At 38.6% G+C, this 19,058-nt stretch carries 16 protein-coding genes; 8 read left to right on the top strand and 8 right to left on the bottom strand.

Features of this window, described 5'->3' with window-relative positions:
* Window positions 1-87: 87 nt before the first annotated feature.
* Window positions 88-522 (bottom strand): hypothetical protein, encoded by a 435-nt coding sequence (locus tag V3Z67_RS09140; protein WP_330443010.1) that lies wholly within the window; start codon window positions 520-522, stop codon window positions 88-90.
* 159 nt (window positions 523-681) lie between these two features.
* Window positions 682-2,211, bottom strand: coding sequence for a glutamine-hydrolyzing GMP synthase (guaA, locus tag V3Z67_RS09135; RefSeq protein WP_330443009.1), 1,530 nt, complete (start codon window positions 2,209-2,211; stop codon window positions 682-684).
* 297 nt (window positions 2,212-2,508) lie between these two features.
* On the opposite strand from guaA, the gene V3Z67_RS09130 reads away from it, so the two are divergent.
* The 6 genes from V3Z67_RS09130 to V3Z67_RS09105 all read left to right on the top strand — a co-directional run bounded on the left by V3Z67_RS09130 (window position 2,509) and on the right by V3Z67_RS09105 (window position 7,342).
* Complete coding sequence (locus tag V3Z67_RS09130) at window positions 2,509-3,273, top strand: glycine-rich domain-containing protein (RefSeq protein ID WP_330443008.1); 765 nt, start codon at window positions 2,509-2,511, stop codon at window positions 3,271-3,273.
* Between the two features lie 67 nt (window positions 3,274-3,340).
* Window positions 3,341-4,015: a DUF4919 domain-containing protein gene (locus V3Z67_RS09125; RefSeq protein ID WP_330443007.1), complete on the top strand. Its 675-nt coding sequence runs from the start codon at window positions 3,341-3,343 to the stop codon at window positions 4,013-4,015.
* A gap of 11 nt (window positions 4,016-4,026) precedes the next feature.
* Window positions 4,027-4,500, top strand: coding sequence for an SRPBCC family protein (locus V3Z67_RS09120; protein WP_330443006.1), 474 nt, complete (start codon window positions 4,027-4,029; stop codon window positions 4,498-4,500).
* 139 nt (window positions 4,501-4,639) lie between these two features.
* Window positions 4,640-5,650: a DHH family phosphoesterase gene (locus V3Z67_RS09115; RefSeq protein ID WP_330443005.1), complete on the top strand. Its 1,011-nt coding sequence runs from the start codon at window positions 4,640-4,642 to the stop codon at window positions 5,648-5,650.
* A gap of 11 nt (window positions 5,651-5,661) precedes the next feature.
* Window positions 5,662-6,219 carry a gliding motility-associated peptidyl-prolyl isomerase GldI gene (gene gldI / locus V3Z67_RS09110; protein WP_330443004.1) on the top strand — a complete coding sequence of 186 codons (558 nt, stop codon included), beginning with the start codon at window positions 5,662-5,664 and terminating at the stop codon, window positions 6,217-6,219.
* A gap of 13 nt (window positions 6,220-6,232) precedes the next feature.
* Window positions 6,233-7,342, top strand: a complete 1,110-nt coding sequence (locus V3Z67_RS09105; protein ID WP_330443003.1) for a peptidylprolyl isomerase — start codon at window positions 6,233-6,235, stop codon at window positions 7,340-7,342.
* Between the two features lie 68 nt (window positions 7,343-7,410).
* Here V3Z67_RS09105 and V3Z67_RS09100 read toward each other — a convergent pair whose 3' ends face one another.
* Window positions 7,411-7,842: a hypothetical protein gene (locus tag V3Z67_RS09100; protein ID WP_330443002.1), complete on the bottom strand. Its 432-nt coding sequence runs from the start codon at window positions 7,840-7,842 to the stop codon at window positions 7,411-7,413.
* Between the two features lie 182 nt (window positions 7,843-8,024).
* Here V3Z67_RS09100 and V3Z67_RS09095 point away from each other — a divergent pair, with 182 nt between their 5' ends.
* A complete protein-coding gene (locus tag V3Z67_RS09095; protein WP_330443001.1) occupies window positions 8,025-11,579 on the top strand; it encodes a right-handed parallel beta-helix repeat-containing protein in 3,555 nt (1,184 codons plus the stop codon).
* Window positions 11,580-11,752: 173 nt separating this feature from the next.
* Here V3Z67_RS09095 and V3Z67_RS09090 read toward each other — a convergent pair whose 3' ends face one another.
* Both V3Z67_RS09090 and V3Z67_RS09085 read right to left on the bottom strand, forming a co-directional pair.
* Entirely contained in the window at window positions 11,753-12,484 is a 732-nt protein-coding gene (locus tag V3Z67_RS09090) for a YqjF family protein (RefSeq protein ID WP_330443000.1), read from the bottom strand.
* 169 nt (window positions 12,485-12,653) lie between these two features.
* On the bottom strand, window positions 12,654-13,832 hold the full coding sequence (locus V3Z67_RS09085) for an AIR synthase related protein (protein WP_330442999.1): 1,179 nt from the start codon (window positions 13,830-13,832) through the stop codon (window positions 12,654-12,656).
* Between the two features lie 297 nt (window positions 13,833-14,129).
* On the opposite strand from V3Z67_RS09085, the gene V3Z67_RS09080 reads away from it, so the two are divergent.
* Window positions 14,130-14,657, top strand: coding sequence for a DUF6680 family protein (locus V3Z67_RS09080; RefSeq protein WP_330442998.1), 528 nt, complete (start codon window positions 14,130-14,132; stop codon window positions 14,655-14,657).
* Window positions 14,658-14,738: 81 nt separating this feature from the next.
* Here the strand turns inward: V3Z67_RS09080 and V3Z67_RS09075 are convergent, their stop codons facing one another.
* From V3Z67_RS09075 to V3Z67_RS09065, 3 genes are all read right to left on the bottom strand, one after another.
* Window positions 14,739-15,635: an OmpA family protein gene (locus V3Z67_RS09075; protein WP_330442997.1), complete on the bottom strand. Its 897-nt coding sequence runs from the start codon at window positions 15,633-15,635 to the stop codon at window positions 14,739-14,741.
* A gap of 54 nt (window positions 15,636-15,689) precedes the next feature.
* Window positions 15,690-16,472 carry an OmpA family protein gene (locus tag V3Z67_RS09070; protein WP_330442996.1) on the bottom strand — a complete coding sequence of 261 codons (783 nt, stop codon included), beginning with the start codon at window positions 16,470-16,472 and terminating at the stop codon, window positions 15,690-15,692.
* 94 nt (window positions 16,473-16,566) lie between these two features.
* Window positions 16,567-18,756 (bottom strand): glutamine synthetase III family protein, encoded by a 2,190-nt coding sequence (locus V3Z67_RS09065; protein WP_330442995.1) that lies wholly within the window; start codon window positions 18,754-18,756, stop codon window positions 16,567-16,569.
* Window positions 18,757-19,058 lie beyond the last annotated feature (302 nt).

The following is a 19,058-nucleotide window of genomic DNA, read 5'->3' as shown; positions in this document are numbered from 1 at the left end:
GTGCAAATTTAATTTATGCATTGAGTGCTACACAGTATTTTTATTATAAATTTCAGTTAAAATAACTGCGCAATCTCTCTGTTGTTTTTATTCTTCAGTATCGGTAGTAAGCTGTTTCTTTTTTCTTTTTGGTGTAGGTACCTGTATTGGGCCTCCACGTTCTTTTTCAAGTTTTTCCTTAAAAGCATCAAGATCCTTTTTCTGTGATTTGTGTAATGGGATTTTCAATACACCTCCACCTGTTTTAGTGTCATATCCACTAATAGCCCATTCATTGTATTTATAAATCTCCTTAGGATCTATCATATACTTTCTTGATATCATAATCATTCTTTCCCCCGGAAGAATTTTGTGGTCAATAAAAAATGCATCAGGATCTTCTTCCTCATACATATCGTCATCTGTCATCTCTACAGCATCATCATCGTTGTCGTAATTTTGGTCGTCTCCATAGTTATTCTGTGCCATAGCAGCACTAAAAGAAAAGGTAGTGAACAATACCAATAATAAAAGTTTTTTCATGGCTTGTAGTTTTTTAGTCAAATTTAGTCGCTCTAAAATTAAACGTTTTTTTGGTCAAATTATTAAATCCATTTAACAAATTACCAAAACCCTGCCACAAATAAAAAAATAAGCCTTTGCAACAGCAAAGGCTTATTTAAAATATAAATCAAAAGTATATTATTCCCATTCAATAGTGGCCGGTGGCTTAGAGCTAATATCATAAACAACCCTGTTTACACCTTTCACTTTATTTATAATTTCGTTAGAAACCTTCATCAGGAAATCATATGGTAGGTGAACCCAGTCGGCAGTCATACCGTCGGTAGATTCTACAGCTCTAAGGGCAACAACTTTTTCATAAGTTCTTTCATCCCCCATTACACCTACACTGTTTACAGGCAATAGTATTGCACCTGCCTGCCATACCTGATTGTAAAGTCCGTGATCTTTAAGACCCTGGATAAAAATATGGTCTACTTCCTGAAGTATACGTACTTTCTCAGGAGTGATATCTCCAAGAATTCTTATTGAAAGACCTGGTCCCGGGAATGGGTGTCTTCCTAAAAGCTCAGGATCGATACCTAAAGTAGCACCTACTCTTCTTACCTCATCTTTAAACAGCATTCTTAGCGGCTCTACAACCTGAAGTTTCATAAAATCAGGTAATCCGCCCACATTGTGGTGAGATTTGATTGTTGCAGAAGGTCCTTTTACAGAAACCGACTCAATAACATCAGGATAAATAGTTCCCTGAGCAAGCCATTTCACATCGGTAAGTAAGTGTGCCTCGTCATCAAATACTTCGATAAACACACGACCAATGGTTTTACGCTTAGTTTCAGGATCTTCAATACCTGCAAGCTCACCAAGGAATCTTTCAGAAGCATCAACACCTTTAACGTTAAGCCCCATATCCTTGTATTGGTGAAGTACGCTTTCAAATTCATCTTTACGCAGTAATCCGTTGTTTACGAATATACAGTAAAGGTTTTGGCCAATAGCCTTATTTAAAAGTACCGCAGCCACAGTAGAGTCTACCCCTCCTGAAAGCCCTAGTACTACTTTATCATTTTGGATTTTCGTTTTAAGCTCTTCAACAATATCCTCAACAAAAGTATCCGGTGTAAAGTTTTGAGGTACCTCTGCGATTTTCACAAGGAAGTTCTCAAGCATTTGCTTACCGTCTGTAGAGTGATATACCTCTGGGTGATACTGGATAGCATAAGTAGTTTCGCCTTCTATTTTGTAGGCAGCATTTTCCACATCTTTAGTACTTGCAATTCTCACACCGTTTGTTGGTAACTGCTTAATGGTATCACTATGGCTCATCCATACCTGGCTACCTGCACTAACACCTTCAAGGAACGGCTCATCTTCCTTAATGTAAGAAAGGTTTGCACGACCGTATTCACGGATGTTACTTGGCGCTACCTCTCCTCCATGGAAATGAGCAAGATACTGCGCACCATAACAAACTGCTAATAGAGGCAGTTTACCACGAATTTCAGAAAGGTTTGGATGCGGTGCATCTTCTGCCCTTACTGAGAATGGACTACCAGAAAGTATTACGGCTTTGTAAGACGATAAATCACCCGGTGGGTTGTTGTAAGGGAAAATTTCGCAAAAGATATTTAACTCGCGAACTCTCCTCGCAATAAGCTGTGTGTATTGCGATCCGAAATCTAGAATAAGTACATTGTGTTGCATGCGCAAAAGTAATTCAATATTTTGAAACTGAAAAATGAGTTTTTATGTTTTTTAATTTGATTGTTTTTTAGCAGATTTATCAATAAATATGCACTATTAACATCTAAAACAAGTACTAGTTATCATCAAATAAAAAGTAATTCTAAATTATTATTTTATCTAAAATATAACTAATTTAAAAACCAGCCGTACAAAACAACTGAAAAACGGCAGATTACATTTTCATAATAAAAGAAAAAAAATCAAAATCTGTATTTTAATCTCCTTTTCATATTTTTAGCGAAATTTATTTTTTAAATGACTGCACCTCAAAAAAACTTATGGGATAAAATCTCAAATTTCAGGATGGACGACCCTGATTCCTCTTTTACGTTTTCGGCACGACTTGCCAGAGAAAACGGCTGGACAAAAGAATACACCAAAAGCGTTATTGAAGAATATAGAAAGTTTATCTTTTTATGCTGTGTATCAAAATCATCAGTAACCCCCTCAGATCCTGTAGACCAGGTATGGCACCTGCACTTAACCTACACAAAATCATACTGGATAGATTTTTGCAAAAACACACTGCAAAGGGAAATACACCACAACCCTACCAAGGGAGGAAAAAGCGAAAGAAAAAAATTCAATAACAACTATACTGAACTACATACTATATATAAGAAGATGTTTGATAACAATCCGCCACAGGACATATGGCAGGACAATAAAACCCGTTTCACAAAAATTAACTTCCGTAGGGTTAGTATGGATAATTACTGGCTCATAAAAAAACCTCCTCTTTTAACATTAAAACTTATACAACTCTCTTTTATTGGCTTGGCTGTAGGCATTAGCATTCAGGCTTCAGGTAACAAATTAGGGATAATAGTTGTTATTCTCTTTTTAATAGCTTTATTCCGTGCAATCAAAAAAGGTGGCGACGGTAACGGTAACAGCAACAGCAGCAGCGGATGCAGTACATGGGACAACTTTGACAGCGGATGTAGCTCACACGGAGACAGCGGATGCGGATCGGGTTGCAGTGGATGTAGCGGATGTGGTGGATGCAGCGGAGATTAATTTTCCAATTATATGTTAAAAATTTGATAATTTTCACTAACTTTAATCTATTCAAAACCAACCCCATATGAAATTAATCTATTCTTTGCTAATATTATTAGCAGTACAGTTCTCCTTTGCTCAGGATTTTCAGACTGAAAAACCTGATTTTGATCTTATTGAAAAAAATGTAAAGGATAAAAACTCTCCCCTGCACTTTGATAAGCTGTATGCCAAATATATTGTGGCCGACAGTACCATGACCATCCAGGAAAGAAGACACCTGTATTTTGGGTATTCTTTTCAGGACGAATACGCTCCTTATGAGCGATCTGATGCACAACAGGAATTAAACGAAATTTTGCAAAAAGGGGAAGTTTCCCCTGAAGATTGTGAAAATATACTTGTACTTTCGTCAAAGATATTAAAGGTTTATCCTTTTAGTGTCCGCATGAAAGAATACAGGATATATGCCTACAAGGAGCTCCAAAGGCATGAAGAAGCCGAAAAAGAGACTATACAGGCAAACATGATTCTGGATGCGATACTAAGTACAGGAGAAGGTACATCCAAAGAATCAAGTTTTTACGTAATTAATGTTATGAACGAGTATGAGCTTTTAAACATACTGGGCTTTGAATATGGTGGCGAACAGCAGCTTGTTGAAGGACTGTATGACTATTTAACGCTGAAAGAGAACTCCTATAACATTGACGGACTATACTTTGAAGTTTCCAGGTGCCTTAACTCGTTGAAATTCTAGCAATTTGAATTATGAAGTACACAGTTGAAACAGAAATTGATTTGCCTCTAGGTAAAGTTATCGAGCTATTTGATAATCCGGATAATTTAAAATACTGGATGGACGGGCTTGTTAACTTTGAAAGCATTAGCGGTATACCGGGACAAACCGGAGCTAAATCGCGACTGATATTTAGAATGGGAAACCGCAACATTGAAATGACGGAAACCATTACTGCAAGAAGACTCCCAGATGAGTTTACAGGAACCTATGAGGCTAATGGCGTTTACAACATAGTAAAAAACAGATTCATATCAATACCGGGAAACAGAACCCGCTACATTACAGAAAATTATTTTGAGTTTAAAGGCTTTATGAAAATTATTGCCTTTATAATGCCGGGATCGTTTAAAAGACAATCCATTAAATACCTGCAGGATTTTAAACGTTTTGCAGAAGATGATATAAGAAACCTTAATGTTATACAGCTAAACGGCACACATTAAGCACAAATCTTTTAAAAAAACTCTCTTTTATCCTTATAAATAGTAATCCTCACAAGGTATTAAACCAAGTGAGGTTTTTTTTTGAACTCCCCTGCCTACAACCTTCTAACCATAAAATAAAAAAATGTAAATTCGCATCATGATGACATCCCAAGATATTGCAGAGATTAAGAGTTTATTGGCTTCTCCAAAAAAAATAGCCATAATACCACACCGTAACCCCGACGGAGACGCTATGGGCTCTAATTTAGGTCTTTACCATTTCCTTAAACTTAAAGGACATGATGTTACGGTTATAGCTCCAAACGAATTCCCTGATTTTTTAAATTGGCTTCCGGCTTCAGAGACTGTTAAGGTGTTTGAAAAGGATAGTGCCGACTGTACAACCATTCTTAAAAATTGTGATATAATATTTACACTCGACTTTAATGTACTAAGCCGTACCGGAGAAATGATGGAAGCAGTATTAAAAGAGCTTACCACTCCGTTTATCATGATAGATCATCACCAAAAACCGGGTGATTATGCCAAATATATGTTTAGCGAGCCTAATTATGGCTCTACCTGCGAAATGGTATACCATTTTATTAACGCTTTAGGCGAAGGTTCTCTTATTGATAAAACAATAGCTACCTGCCTGTACACGGGTATAGTGACCGATTCTGGCTCGTTTAGGTTCCCGCTAACAACCGGCACCACACACCGCATTGTAGCAGAGTTTATTGATAAAGGGGTAGACAATAGCGAAATTCACAGTTTACTGTATGATAACCATTCAAACAACCGTTTACAAATTTTGGCAAGGGCTTTGCATAATATGAAGGTGTTACCGGAGTATAAAACATCATACACCTATTTAAGTCAGGATGAGCTTAACAGCTTAGGCCATACCAAAGGAGATACCGAAGGAATTGTAAACTACGGGCTTAGTATGAAAGACATTAATTTCACGGCTATGTTTACCGAAAATAAAGAAGAAGGTATTATAAAAATATCGTTCCGTTCTAAAGACGGGTTTGATGTTAACCAGTATGCACGTGAGTATTTCAATGGTGGCGGTCATATTAATGCTGCCGGAGGAAAATCAAACGAGAATCTGGAAGCAACTTTACAAAAATTTATTGCTACATTAGCAAACATTAAAATATAGACAAGATTATAATGACGAAGAAAATTATATGGCCTGTAGCCTTAATGACACTTCTTATAGCCGGTTGCTCACAACAGCAGGCAAGAGTACCTGTGTCACACAGTTCGGGCTCCTTTATGCAGCAGTCCATAGAGCGCAATAAAGCACTCATCGCCAACGAGGAAATGGCTATAGACTCTATTATAAAAAACAATCCTCAGCACAAATACCATGCTGCCGATAAAGGGTACTGGTACCGCTATGATATAGAAAACACTACCGATACCATTACACCAAAACGTGGTGACATTGCTTATTACTCTTACGACATTAAGGATATTAGCGGAAATGTGATTTATACTGAAGAAGAACTGAAACCTCAGGTTTATTATGTAGACAAAGAGGATATAATGGCAGGACTTCGCTATGGTATCAAGTTAATGAACAAAGGGGAAAAAGTTACCTTTCTGTTCCCTTCAAACCTTGGCTATGGCTATCGTGGTGACCTAAATAAAATAGGCACAAACAAGCCGCTTATGTGTACCGTTACCCTTAACGATATAAAAGCCGACGAGACATCAAAAAATTAATCTAAATCAATAAATGAGACCAATGACAAGTTTATTCTTAAGCATTGTTGCTTTAATGTTTTCATGCAAAAACACCGACGCTCCAAGTTATGACGTCACTAAGCTTGAAGACGGGCTATATGCCGAAATAGAAACTAACAAAGGTAATATCCTGTTAGAACTGGAATACGAAAAAACACCTTTAACTGTAGCTAACTTTGTATTGCTTGCCGAAGGCGAAAACGATATGGTTGTAGGCGACAGAAAAGGAAAACCTTTTTATGACGGTTTAAAGTTTCACCGTGTTATAAAAAACTTTATGATCCAAACCGGAGACCCTAACGGAAACGGTTCGGGCGGACCGGGTTACAAATTCCCTGATGAGATTACCGATTTAAAACATACGGGACCAGGTATACTATCTATGGCTAATGCCGGACCAAACACAAACGGAAGTCAGTTTTTCATTACTCACAAAGCTACTCCTCACCTAGACGGTATTCATACTGTTTTCGGTCATGTGGTAGAAGGACAGGATGTTGTAAACCAAATTGAAAACAACGATACAATGATTAGCGTTAAAATTATCCGTGTAGGTAAAGGTGCTAAGAAGTTTAAAGCCGAAAAAGTTTTCAAAGAATACTACGAGAAAGCTAATAAGGAAATAAAAGAAAAAGCTGAGGCTATTGAAAAAGCTAAAGCAGATCAGGCTGCTCTTATTAACGAAGTAAAAACTTCGGGTACTAAAACAGCATCAGGACTTAGGTACAAAATATTAGAAAACGGTAACGGAGGTAAACCAATACCGGGAACTGAAGTATATATTGAGTATGCCGGATTTTTCCAAAACGGAACTGTGTTTGACACAAGTGATACTGAAACAGCTAAAAAATTTGGTACATACATCCAGCAAAGAGACATGCAGGGCGGTTATATGCCAATTCCTTTTACAGTAGGTAAAAAAACAGGTATGATTCCTGGTTTTATTGAAGCTATAGAACAGTTAAACATAGGAGATAAACTTATTGCTTATATCCCTGCTCATCTTGCTTATGGTGAAAGAGGTGCAGGTCGTTTAATTCCGCCAAATACTGATCTTGCATTCGAAATTAAAATGCTTGACAAAAAACCGGAAAGAAAATAATCCCAAACAGGATAAACATAAAAAAAGGACATCTTATTCAGGTGTCCTTTTTTATGTATTACAGCAAATTAGAATTTCCAGTCAAACTCATCCTTACTGTTAAAAACAGCTCCTAGCTCAAGAGTATCTACCTCATCAAACTCCACCTGGAAAATAACCCAGTTATCTTCATTAAAATAATTATCAGTTATATCAAACGGTTCTTTTTCAAATGATGTTATCTTGTTTTCTTTTAACACAGCAGCAACATCACTCCACTTCTGCCCTATTATTTTATTAGAAAACAGTTCTAATTCAGGATTTGCAGATATGATATACCCAAGCCTGAAATCTTCGTCACTATAAAACGTAAGCCTGAACTTCTCTTTATTATATACATATATAATATTCTCCTCATCGTCTTTATATTCCCTGTCGGGCTCACCGTAAATAGCTTTTACATCCTGCTGTTTCATACCAAACAGTAATTTATCTACTCCGGCTTTTAAGTTTACTTTCATCTTCAGTATTGTTTAATTTTCATTAAAGGTAATAATACATTTTGAATGTATGAGATGAAATTTTCATTAATACATTAATCTATAAAGTAAATATTTAAGAATTATTTAACTACAACACTAAAAAACCAACAAACAATTTACATCGTAATTAACAGTAATACGAACCAGAAACTTTTTATAACATGAAGAAGAATTTTACATTCACGATGTTTTTAGCGGTTTGCCTTCTGTTTGGCTTTGCAGCCAATGCTCAGGTTACGGTAACAAACTCAAACGATAGTGGCATGGGGTCATTACGTCAGGCAGTATTAGATGCCTCTGCGGGCAGCACAATTATATTTGCCCTTACTACCAATGGAAATACAATTACGCTTAACAGCGAAATAACCATTGATAAAGAACTTATTATTAACGGTAACGGAGACGATGCTACTATTATTAGCGGAGGCGACAGCAACAGGATATTCAACATATCGGGCGCTACACAGGTTACCATCAATAACATATCATTTACGGGAGGTGCCGCACCAGATAATGGTGGGGCGCTTTTTATATCGGGTACCGATGTACTTATAAACAACAGTGTCTTTACCAATAATACAGCCAGCGGAGCAACAGCAGGCATGGGTGGTGGTGCTATTTATGTTATGGGCGACAGTGATGTTACCATTAACACCTCTTCCCTAACCGGAAACGAAGCCGATGGCCTTGCAGGTAGCGGTGGTGCTATTTTGGTAGGTACAGGTAGTAACCTTACCGTTAACGACTGTGTTATTACAGGCAACATGGCAGGACGTGCCGGTGGTGGTATAGAAGGAAATTCGGGAGCAGGAACAATGATAACCTTAACAGATGTTACCCTTAACAATAACTCCACTGCATCAAGCCCCGGTAATGGTGGCGGACTGCACATAACAGGTGCAGGTGACACTATGATTACTGGTGGTACGGTAAACAACAATACTGCTTCTGCCGAAGGTGGCGGACTTTGGAACGGTAGTGGAACTATGACTATAGAAGGAACAGTTATTAGCGGTAATACTGCAAGTGGTGACGGCGCCGACCAAGGTGGTGGTGGTATATACAACCTTAGCGGTACACTTAATGTAAATGCCGAAACGGTAATTAGCAATAATACTGCCGATGGTGCTGCAGGTAGTGGTGGTGGTATACTTAATGATGCCGGAGCTACACTGGTAGTAACCGAAGCGGAAATAATAGGTAATGTATCAAACCGTGCAGGTGGTGGTATTGAAGATAATTCAGGAATGATAGGATCGGTATCATTAACTGATGTGATGATTACTAACAATACTACAAACAATTCTCCGGGTAACGGTGGCGGACTACACGTTACAGGTATGGGAATAATTACTATTAGTGGTGGTGAAGTTTCAGGAAACATGGCTGGTGCCGAAGGTGGCGGACTATGGAACGGAACAGGAACAATGAACATTGACGGAACCGTTATTAGCGGTAATACCGCAAGTGGTGATGGTGCTGACCAAGGTGGTGGCGGAATTTACAACCTTAACGGTGGTACACTTGTTATTGCCAATGCTACAATTAGCAATAATACTGCCGACGGTGCTGCAGGTAGTGGTGGTGGTATCCTTAACGATGCAGGTTCGCAGCTTACTGTTACCAATACCGAAATATCTGGAAACATATCAAACCGTGCAGGTGGTGGTATTGAAGATAATTCAGGAATGATGGGATCGGTATCATTAACTGATGTGATGATTACCAACAATACTACTAATAATTCACCGGGTAATGGTGGAGGACTACACGTTACAGGTATGGGGATGATTACTATTAGCGGTGGTGAAGTTTCAGGAAACATGGCTGGTGCCGAAGGTGGTGGACTATGGAATGGAACAGGAACAATGAACATTGACGGAACCGTTATTAGTGGTAATACCGCAAGTGGTGACGGTGCCGATCAAGGTGGTGGCGGAATTTACAACCTTAATGGTGGTACTCTTGTTATTGCAAATGCTACAATTAGTGATAATACTGCCGACGGTACTCTTGGTAGTGGTGGTGGTATCCTTAACGACGTTGGTTCGCAGCTTACTGTTACCGATACCGAAATATCAGGCAATACAGCGGTAAGAGCCGGTGGTGGTATTGAGGACAATTCGGGTACAAGTACTATTATATTGACCAATGTAATGTTAACCGGAAATTCGGCTTCAGGACCTCCGGGTAACGGTGGTGGTTTACACATTACAGGTTCGGGTAGTGCTACTATAACCGGTGGTATGGTAAGCGGTAACTATGCAGGACTACAAGGTGGCGGACTATGGAACGGAAGCGGCTCCATGACCATTACCGATGTTACTATACAAAACAATGAAGCAGCAGGTAGCGCAGCTACCGATGGCGGAGGCGGTGTGTTTAACGTTAGCGGTATGGTAAGTATATCAAGCAGCACAATTACAGGTAACACAGCCACAGGTGTAAGCGGTAGCGGCGGAGGTATATTCAGTTCTAACGGTACTGTGAATATTGATGACACTATGATTACCCTAAACAGCGCTAACCGTGCAGGTGGTGGTATTGAAGTAATTGACGGTACTTTAATGATAAGCGCATCTGCACTTAATGAAAACGATGTTAACGGTACAGCCGGAACCCCTAACCCCGGTAACGGAGGTGCACTACACATTAGTGGAGCGACTATGTTTGATATTAGCGAAAGTACTGTAAGTGCCAATATAGCGGCTCGTGAGGGTGGCGGACTATGGAACCAAAATGGTAGTACTATGACGGTTACCAATGTAACAATTAGCGATAATATTGCTGCGGGAGTTGCTGCCGATGATGGTGGCGGGGGAATTTTTAACAATGGTGGTACGCTAAGCGTTAGTAATTCTACCATTTCGGGTAACAGTGCTACAGGTCTGCTTGGTCAGGGTGGTGGTATCCATATCAATGCAGGATCGGCTACGGTGGTTAAAACTACTATATCAGGAAACACAGCACTTACTAACGGTGGTGGTATTTATAACAATGCCGAGCTTATGATAAACGCCAACACTATCACATTAAACGCAGCTACTATTAGCGGTGGTGGTATCTCAAACAATTCTATGATGTCACCTACTGTTACTAACACCATACTGGCAGGTAACCTTGCTGTTGTGGCAGGAGCCGATGTGTATGCCGAAGGCGAAATGATAAACTCTATGGGGTACAACCTTATAGGTATTGCAGATGCAGAAGCTTATGTTAGCGCAGAGACCGATATTACAGGGTCATTAACTACTCCGTTTACAATTGAGCTACTGGCACTGGGAGATAACGGAGGTAGCACCTTTACTCACAAGCTGGGATGCCCTAGTGCAGCTGCCGATATGGGTGACCCTAACGATAACTCTCAGGATCAGGCGGGACAGGATGTATTTAACGGACGTCGTGATATAGGAGCATACGAATCTCAGGAGGCGTGTTCTCTTGACACCGAAGATTTTGCAGCAAGTGCTGTAAGGAGTATAGTATACCCTAACCCTTCTAACAACGGAGTATTTAATATAGAACTGGCACAAAACCACGGAGATAATGCAGGTGTAGCCGTATACGATTTAGGAACGGGAAAACTTGTTATGGAAATAAAAGCCGATGCTATGGCAACTGCCCTTAATATGGAGGAGTTAGCATCGGGTACTTATGTGATGCAAATTGTAAGCGACTTTGCTACCGAAACACATAAAATTGTAATAAGGAGGTAATTTAGTGTAATATATCTTTATTGGATTGGCAGAAAAGGGCAGCTCATTGGCTGCCCTTTTCATTTTATGTTTTGTCATTTTGACGTCAGCAAAAATCTCTTATTAAGTTCTTAGGGATTCTTCATTCACTTCGTTACATTCAGAATGACAATTTGAAAACGTTTCCTTTTTATTTATACTCCTGCTGTTTCTATTTTTAGCTTCTTCCCTTTTTTTACCACAATATCAGATCCTTCTGCAAGGTAAACCGATACTGGTTTGACATCCTTTAAAAAGGCAAACTCACTGCCGTATACTTTGGCAAAATCAACATCAATTTCATAATCCTTAACCGGGTAAATCTGCCAACGCGGGTGTGCCACCTCATATTCAGATGTTACCGTATCATTCACTTTGGTATATCCCCAAAAATGTTCGGTAATAAATTCCTCCTCACTGTCAGGAACAATATCTACAGGCTGTTTATCGGCAGTAACACGTATACTGTTCCATTCGTCCTTTTTCCAACCGTATTCTACCATAAGCGAATCATCGCGTTCTATCCAGTTATGGCGTGTAGGCAGGGTTTCGTAGTTTTCCTTATACAGCATGTTTGCCACAAGGGTAAGTGCAGGGCGAGGAACAATTTCCTTAATAAACACCACTCCCCTTTTATAACCTTCGGTATCCTTATACTTCACATAAAAGCGAAGGTTGATTTCCTCAAAATTAATATGAAAAGGGATTTTAAGCTTCAGTACTTTAGTATCAACAAACATAAACCCTATAAGGCTTACATAGCAGGTGCCGTTCCATAGGTCGAGTTCAGTATTAAACGGCACATAAGGCTCCAGTACTTTTGGATCAACGGCATAGTTAATCATAACCAGCTTGCGCCATTGTGCATTAAGGAATGTTTTTTTCATGGGTTGGTAAGGTTTATTTACTTATAATACAGGATTCCCCGATTCGCTATCACCACCCGGAATGGAATGCCATTTCGACCGAAATGAAGTGGACTTGAGAAATCTTAAAAAATAATTAAGCCCTAATATAATAAATAAAAAAATCCGCCCAATGGGCGGATTCAGTATTTTAGTATTTAAACGTTCCGTATTCGCTGGTAATGGTAAGCTCTTTCTTATCAGAAGCTTCTACCCTTCCCACTATTTGCGCATCTACATTAAACGATTTTGAAATAGCAATGATATCTTCGGCAATTTCCTGCGAAACATAAAGCTCCATACGGTGACCGCAGTTAAACACCTGGTACATTTCTTTCCAGTCGGTACCGCTTTGCTCCTGTATCAGTTTAAATAACGGAGGTACAGGGAACAGGTTATCTTTAATCACATGTACATTATCTACAAAGTGAAGCACTTTAGTTTGTGCACCACCACTACAGTGTACCATACCGTGAATATCCTGTGGTGTATATTTGTCTAATATGCTTTTAATGATTGGTGCATACGTACGTGTAGGCGACAGTACAAGCTTACCGGCATCTATAGGGCTGTTTTCAACCGCATCGGTAAGTTTTGTTTTTCCTGAGTAAACCAGTTCTGAAGGAACGGCAGCATCATAGCTTTCAGGATATTTTTGAGCCAGGTAGTTATCAAACACATCATGACGTGCAGAGGTAAGTCCGTTACTACCCATACCGCCATTGTATTCTTTTTCGTAAGAAGCCTGACCGAAAGAAGCAAGCCCCACGATAACATCACCCGCCTGAATGTTGGCATTATCTACAACATCCTTACGTTTTATACGTGCAGTTACGGTAGAGTCTACAATTATGGTACGCACAAGGTCACCCACATCGGCAGTTTCACCACCTGTAGAATGAATGGTAACACCAAATTTCCCTAACTCCTCAATAAGTTCTTCGGTACCGTTAATGATAGCCGAGATTACCTCACCCGGAACAAGGTTTTTGTTACGGCCTATGGTTGATGACAGCATGATATTATCGGCAGCACCTACACAAAGCAGGTCGTCAATATTCATGATAAGAGCATCCTGAGCGATACCTTTCCATACCGAAATATCTCCCGTTTCTTTCCAGTACATGTAAGCCAGTGACGATTTTGTACCGGCGCCATCGGCATGCATTATAAGGCAGTAATCCTCATCGTTAGTAAGATAATCGGGTACGATTTTACAGAAAGCTTTTGGGAATAAGCCTTTATCTATGTTTTTAATAGCGTTATGAACATCTTCCTTAGAAGCCGAAACTCCCCTCAGGCTATAGCGTTTGCTGTTATCAGAACTCATGAAATAGGGTTTGTATTACTGTGTGCAAAGATAGTTTTAATTTGCTAATGTGGCAATTGTTTAATTTAGCAATTAACTATCGTTCTGTCATTCTGAGTGAAGCGATAGCGAAACCGAAGAATCTCTGTAAATATATAGCTTAGTTCCTCGCATATAGTATAAAAAACCATTATAATATATTAGTTATAAGCTATAATTAAAGTAATAAGTAAGAACAATGTATATGAGTTATAGATTGATTTTTTTGTGCCTTTTTTATTTATCTTAGTATTCTAATAACCTTAAACACGCTTTACTATGAAACAATTTTTACTTGACTATGGAGAATTAATTTCAATTACCTTAATGCCTCTTTTAATCTTATGGATTGGCTCATATTTTCAAGATAGAAAGGCAAAAAAAGATGCCAAATTAAATTTATTTTTAAGGTTAATGGCTAATAGAAAATCTACACCTATTAATAAAGAATGGGTGGATAGCCTTAATCAGATTGACGTTGTTTTCCAAGATAACCACAAAGTAAGATCTGCGTGGAGGCAATTTTTTGACGCATTACACCCTCGTTCTCCTCATTTTGATAATCAGAATTCTTTTCATCTAGATTTACTCTCCGAAATGGCTAACGACTTAGGGTACAAAAATTTAAAACAAACTGAAATCGACCGTTATTATAGTCCTCAACAGTTTTCAAATGAAATGAGTTTAAACGAGCTACTTGTAAAAGAACAGTTAAGAGTATTAAGTCATTCAAAAGCTTATGGAGCTGAGTTTTCAGAAGAAGAATATCAAGCTCATAGCCAAAGATTAAATAGTCAACCTCAATAATTAAAAGCTTTCATCTAGAATAAAATTAGTTTCTATGGCTACTTTAAAGAAAGTAATTGAACACTGATTACTAAAAACTGGCTACTCGTTTTCCACAACCAAAATCTCCACACGGCGGTTAGCGGCGCGTTCCTCCTCGTTGTTTTCCGGTAAAGGGTAAAGCGGTTGTGAAGTACCAAGCCCTTCAAACGACAGACGGCTTTTTGGCACACCATACTGTTGCAGGAACATAAATATCGCCTTAGCCCTTTTGGTACTCAAATCACGCGGGTCGCCTTCCATACAGCAAATGTGTCCCTGTAATTTGATTTTAAGTTTTGGGTGCAGTCGCATTACCTCAAGTAATTCAAAAAGCCTTGGGCGCGACTCCTGTGTAATGGCAAAAGTATTTTCGTAAAAGTTAAGATTCTTTATCGCCAGGTGTTCACCCGGTTTTGCCGTACCTACCTTTTTCATAAACACGGTATCGAGCACAATCTCGTCCATAGTACCATTTGGATTGCGCAGTACGATTTTCTCGGTATATACAATCGGTTTTGGTTCTGGTTCAGGGGCAGGCTCTTCCTTTATACCCAGTATTTCGTTCTCTAAATGCAACTGGTCTTTACGGATGTAAAATATATCTACCCTACGGTTTTTAGACTTATCTGCCTCCTGTTTGTGAAGCTCACCAAAACTGCGGGTTTTAAAATCTTCACGTATTTTTATATTCCCTTTTATCAGGCTGTACACATAGTCTACCCTGTTTTGTGCCAGTGTGTCATTAAACTGGGTACTACCGTCTTCGTCAGTATAACCGTCTATCGCCACTACTTTAGATTCCTTGTTTGCCGACATCCATGCCTTAAAGATTCGCATTTGGTCGGAAGTAGGGTCTATCTCATATTTATTAGAATCAAAATAAAGCGTATATTGCTTTTGGGCAACAGCCGGCAAAGCAAGCAGTAAAAATATAATGAATAAAACGGGTCTTTTCATCCTTGTGTAATATGGTATTTTTACGAAAATAAGACTTTATTTATTATAAAATATTTAATTCTCAATAATCTCTATCTCTACACGCCTGTTGGCATTGCGTTCATCTTCATTTTTTTCGGGTAACGGGTAAACCGGATTATTACTTGAAAAGCCACGGAACTTTAACCTACTTCCGTCTATCCCATTATAGAGTAAATATTCATACACGGCTTTTGCCCTGTAGTAAGAAATACGCCCTTCATCTGTTGGCTGGCAACATATATGCCCCTGTATCTCAATTTTTAGTTTAGGTCTTTTCTGCATAATAACAAGCAATTCTCTTAATAACGGTTTTGACTTAGGTACTACAATATCGCTGTTATTATAAAAATAAAGGTTAGGTAGTTTTAGCTTATCCCCTACTTTAGAGCGGTCTACTTTTTTAGCCAATTCGGTATCAAGAGGCTCTATGACTTCCTCAACCGTTTCGGGCAGTTCATAATATACCTCCACCTTACGGTTTTTAGCCTGTTCGCTATCCTGCTCAAACTGTTCTCCAAAACCTTTAATCTCAAACCCTTCTGCGAAGTCTATGTTATTTTGTTTTAACCGGTTTACAATATCACTTGCTCTTCTAAGCGATAAATCCCTGTTATACTGCACACTACCTATTTTATCGGCATATCCATATACTTTAAACACTATTGCATCTTTATTTTGTTTTAGCCATGCATCAAAACTACTTACAGACGAGCTGTTTGGCTCATCAATATCTAAATCAAAATAAATGGTATGCTTTTGCTGGGCTTGGGTTAAGGTAAAAAAAGTGAGTAATAAAAAAATACAAATGTTTTTCATGAGGTAAGGATTTATATTAAAACGTAAACTCATACTTTTTAGTACAAAAAAAGCCCCGCAATAGCGGGGCTTTAATTTATATAATAAGCCTGTATTATCTTGTAAATAATAACTCTCTGTATTTAGTAAGTGTCCAAAGCTCATCGTCAACAAGAAGCTCTAGTTTGTCACAGTGCTTTCTTATAACGTCAAAGAATGGTTTTACATTATCACAGTAAGCAGTAGCCTGCTCTTCAGCAGTTTCAAGTGCATTTGCTTTTTTACGCTCTTCAGTCATTTCTTCAACTTTAGAGTTGATACCTGAAATATGCTCAGAGATTTCTTTGATAAGGATAATTTGCTCTTTACCTATATCCTCAAACTTGTTACCGAATATCTCTTTAAGACCTTTTACGTTCTCGATAAGGATGTTTTGGTAACGAATAGCTGTTGGGATTACGTGGTTACGTGCAATATCTCCAAGTACGCGTCCTTCAATCTGGATTTTCTTAGCATACTCTTCAAGTTCAATTTCATAACGTGCTTCAACCTCAACGTGGTTCATTACATCCAGCTCTTCAAATAATGCAAGTGCCTCTTTAGATACTCTTGCTTTAAGTGCCTGCGGAGTAGTTTTGTTGTTGCTTAGTCCGCGTTTTGCAGCTTCCACTTCCCACTCGTCACTGTAACCGTCACCTTCAAACAGAATGTTTTTGGTTTCTTTGATGTACTCTCTTAATACGTTAAAGATAGCATCATCTTTCTTCATTTTCTTAGAGTCGATAAGCGCATCAACCTCTTTTTTGAAGTCTTTAAGCTGCTTAGCAACAATAGCGTTAAGAACTGTCATTGAGTTAGCACAGTTAGAATTAGAACCTACTGCTCTAAACTCAAATTTATTACCTGTAAAGGCAAACGGAGAAGTTCTGTTTCTGTCAGTATTATCAAGTAATACATCCGGAATTTTACCTACTACGTTAAGTTTAAGATCTGTTTTCTCTTCAGGAGAAAGTTTACCGTTAGATACACCTTCCAGCTCCTCAAGAACTTTTGTAAGCTGCTGACCGATGAATACAGAGATAATTGCAGGAGGTGCCTCGTTAGCTCCAAGTCTGTGATCGTTTGACGCAGAAGCGATAGAAGCTCTTAACAATTGCTCGTTTTGGTATACAGCCTTAATAGTGTTAATGAAGAAAGTAAGGAACTGTAGGTTACTCATTGGTGTTTTACCAGGACCTAAAAGGTTTATTCCTGTATCTGTAGCAAGCGACCAGTTGTTGTGCTTACCACTACCGTTAACTCCCTGGAATGGCTTTTCGTGGAAAAGTACTTTAAAGTCATGACGTTCTGCAACTTTCTGCATGACATCCATTAGTAATGAGTTGTGGTCTACAGCAAGGTTAGTTTCCTCAAATATAGGAGCAAGCTCAAATTGGTTTGGAGCTACCTCGTTGTGACGTGTTTTTACAGGTATACCTAATAGCATACACTCGTTTTCAAGGTCTCTCATATAGTTAAGAACCCTTGTAGGGATAGAACCGAAATAGTGGTCTTCTAACTGCTGCCCTTTAGCAGAAGTATGTCCTAAAAGTGTACGTCCTGTAAGTGTAATATCCGGTCTTGATGCAGCTAGAGCTTTATCAATAAGGAAATATTCCTGCTCCCACCCTAGAGTTGGAGTTACTTTCTTTACGTTTTTATCAAAGTAACGGCACACATCTGTAGCAGCTTCGTCTACAGCGTTAAGTGCACGTAATAATGGTGCTTTATAATCCAGCGCCTCACCTGTGTAAGATACAAACACAGTTGGGATACATAATGTAGTACCAAAAATGAATGCCGGAGATGTTGGGTCCCATGCAGTATAACCACGAGCCTCAAACGTGTTACGAATACCACCGTTAGGGAAGCTTGATGCATCCGGCTCCTGTTGTACAAGCTGAGTACCAGCAAATTTTTCGATTGGGTCACTGCCGTCAAAAGATGTTTCAAAGAAAGCATCGTGCTTTTCTGCAGTAGTACCTGTTAATGGCTGGAACCAGTGAGTATAGTGAGTTACACCTTTAGAAAGAGCCCACTCTTTCATACCCATAGCTACATAATCAGCCAGTTTTCTTTCAATTTTTGTTCCATACTGTACAGCTCCTTTTACTGCCTGGTATGCTTCAGACGTTAAAAATTGACGCATTGCTTTGTCGTTAAACACATTGCTGCCAAAAATAGCAGACTTACGGTCCAGCTCTTCTACTTTAACCGGCTTTCTGCCCGCGGTTTCTTTTAAGGCCTGAAAACGAATTGTTGACATGAAACTAAATTTTTAAGTTATTAATGATATTAAAATCGATGCAAATATATGAATTTTTGAATTCATATATTAAGACACCCCTATTTTTTAGGGGGTATATTTCTTAAATTTTATCAACTACACAAAAATAACCCCTGAAATAAAATTACTAACTCCCAAATTTCGTATTCCCACAACATTTATTTAACTTTATATTGAATTTTTCTCAAAGAATTTCTTACATCCGTTAACTAAATTTTAAAATACTCAAAGTATTGTTAATTGTGTTAAATATTCTATAAGCAAAACCCTACCTGAAACGA

Source organism: Flavobacterium sp. C4GT6 (genome assembly GCF_036347315.1).
Lineage (GTDB): Bacteria > Bacteroidota > Bacteroidia > Flavobacteriales > Flavobacteriaceae > Flavobacterium.
The sequence above is the reverse complement of the archived record's forward strand: the minus strand, read 5'-3'. Positions and strand labels throughout refer to the sequence as shown.

Coding starts and splice junctions, on each gene's coding strand:
- V3Z67_RS09140 (WP_330443010.1), bottom strand. CDS start 522: ATGAAAAAACTTTTATTATTGGTATTGTTCACTACCTTTTCTTTTAGT.
- guaA (WP_330443009.1), bottom strand. CDS start 2,211: ATGCAACACAATGTACTTATTCTAGATTTCGGATCGCAATACACACAG.
- V3Z67_RS09130 (WP_330443008.1), top strand. CDS start 2,509: ATGACTGCACCTCAAAAAAACTTATGGGATAAAATCTCAAATTTCAGG.
- V3Z67_RS09125 (WP_330443007.1), top strand. CDS start 3,341: ATGAAATTAATCTATTCTTTGCTAATATTATTAGCAGTACAGTTCTCC.
- V3Z67_RS09120 (WP_330443006.1), top strand. CDS start 4,027: ATGAAGTACACAGTTGAAACAGAAATTGATTTGCCTCTAGGTAAAGTT.
- V3Z67_RS09115 (WP_330443005.1), top strand. CDS start 4,640: ATGATGACATCCCAAGATATTGCAGAGATTAAGAGTTTATTGGCTTCT.
- gldI (WP_330443004.1), top strand. CDS start 5,662: ATGACGAAGAAAATTATATGGCCTGTAGCCTTAATGACACTTCTTATA.
- V3Z67_RS09105 (WP_330443003.1), top strand. CDS start 6,233: ATGAGACCAATGACAAGTTTATTCTTAAGCATTGTTGCTTTAATGTTT.
- V3Z67_RS09100 (WP_330443002.1), bottom strand. CDS start 7,842: ATGAAAGTAAACTTAAAAGCCGGAGTAGATAAATTACTGTTTGGTATG.
- V3Z67_RS09095 (WP_330443001.1), top strand. CDS start 8,025: ATGAAGAAGAATTTTACATTCACGATGTTTTTAGCGGTTTGCCTTCTG.
- V3Z67_RS09090 (WP_330443000.1), bottom strand. CDS start 12,484: ATGAAAAAAACATTCCTTAATGCACAATGGCGCAAGCTGGTTATGATT.
- V3Z67_RS09085 (WP_330442999.1), bottom strand. CDS start 13,832: ATGAGTTCTGATAACAGCAAACGCTATAGCCTGAGGGGAGTTTCGGCT.
- V3Z67_RS09080 (WP_330442998.1), top strand. CDS start 14,130: ATGAAACAATTTTTACTTGACTATGGAGAATTAATTTCAATTACCTTA.
- V3Z67_RS09075 (WP_330442997.1), bottom strand. CDS start 15,635: ATGAAAAGACCCGTTTTATTCATTATATTTTTACTGCTTGCTTTGCCG.
- V3Z67_RS09070 (WP_330442996.1), bottom strand. CDS start 16,472: ATGAAAAACATTTGTATTTTTTTATTACTCACTTTTTTTACCTTAACC.
- V3Z67_RS09065 (WP_330442995.1), bottom strand. CDS start 18,756: ATGTCAACAATTCGTTTTCAGGCCTTAAAAGAAACCGCGGGCAGAAAG.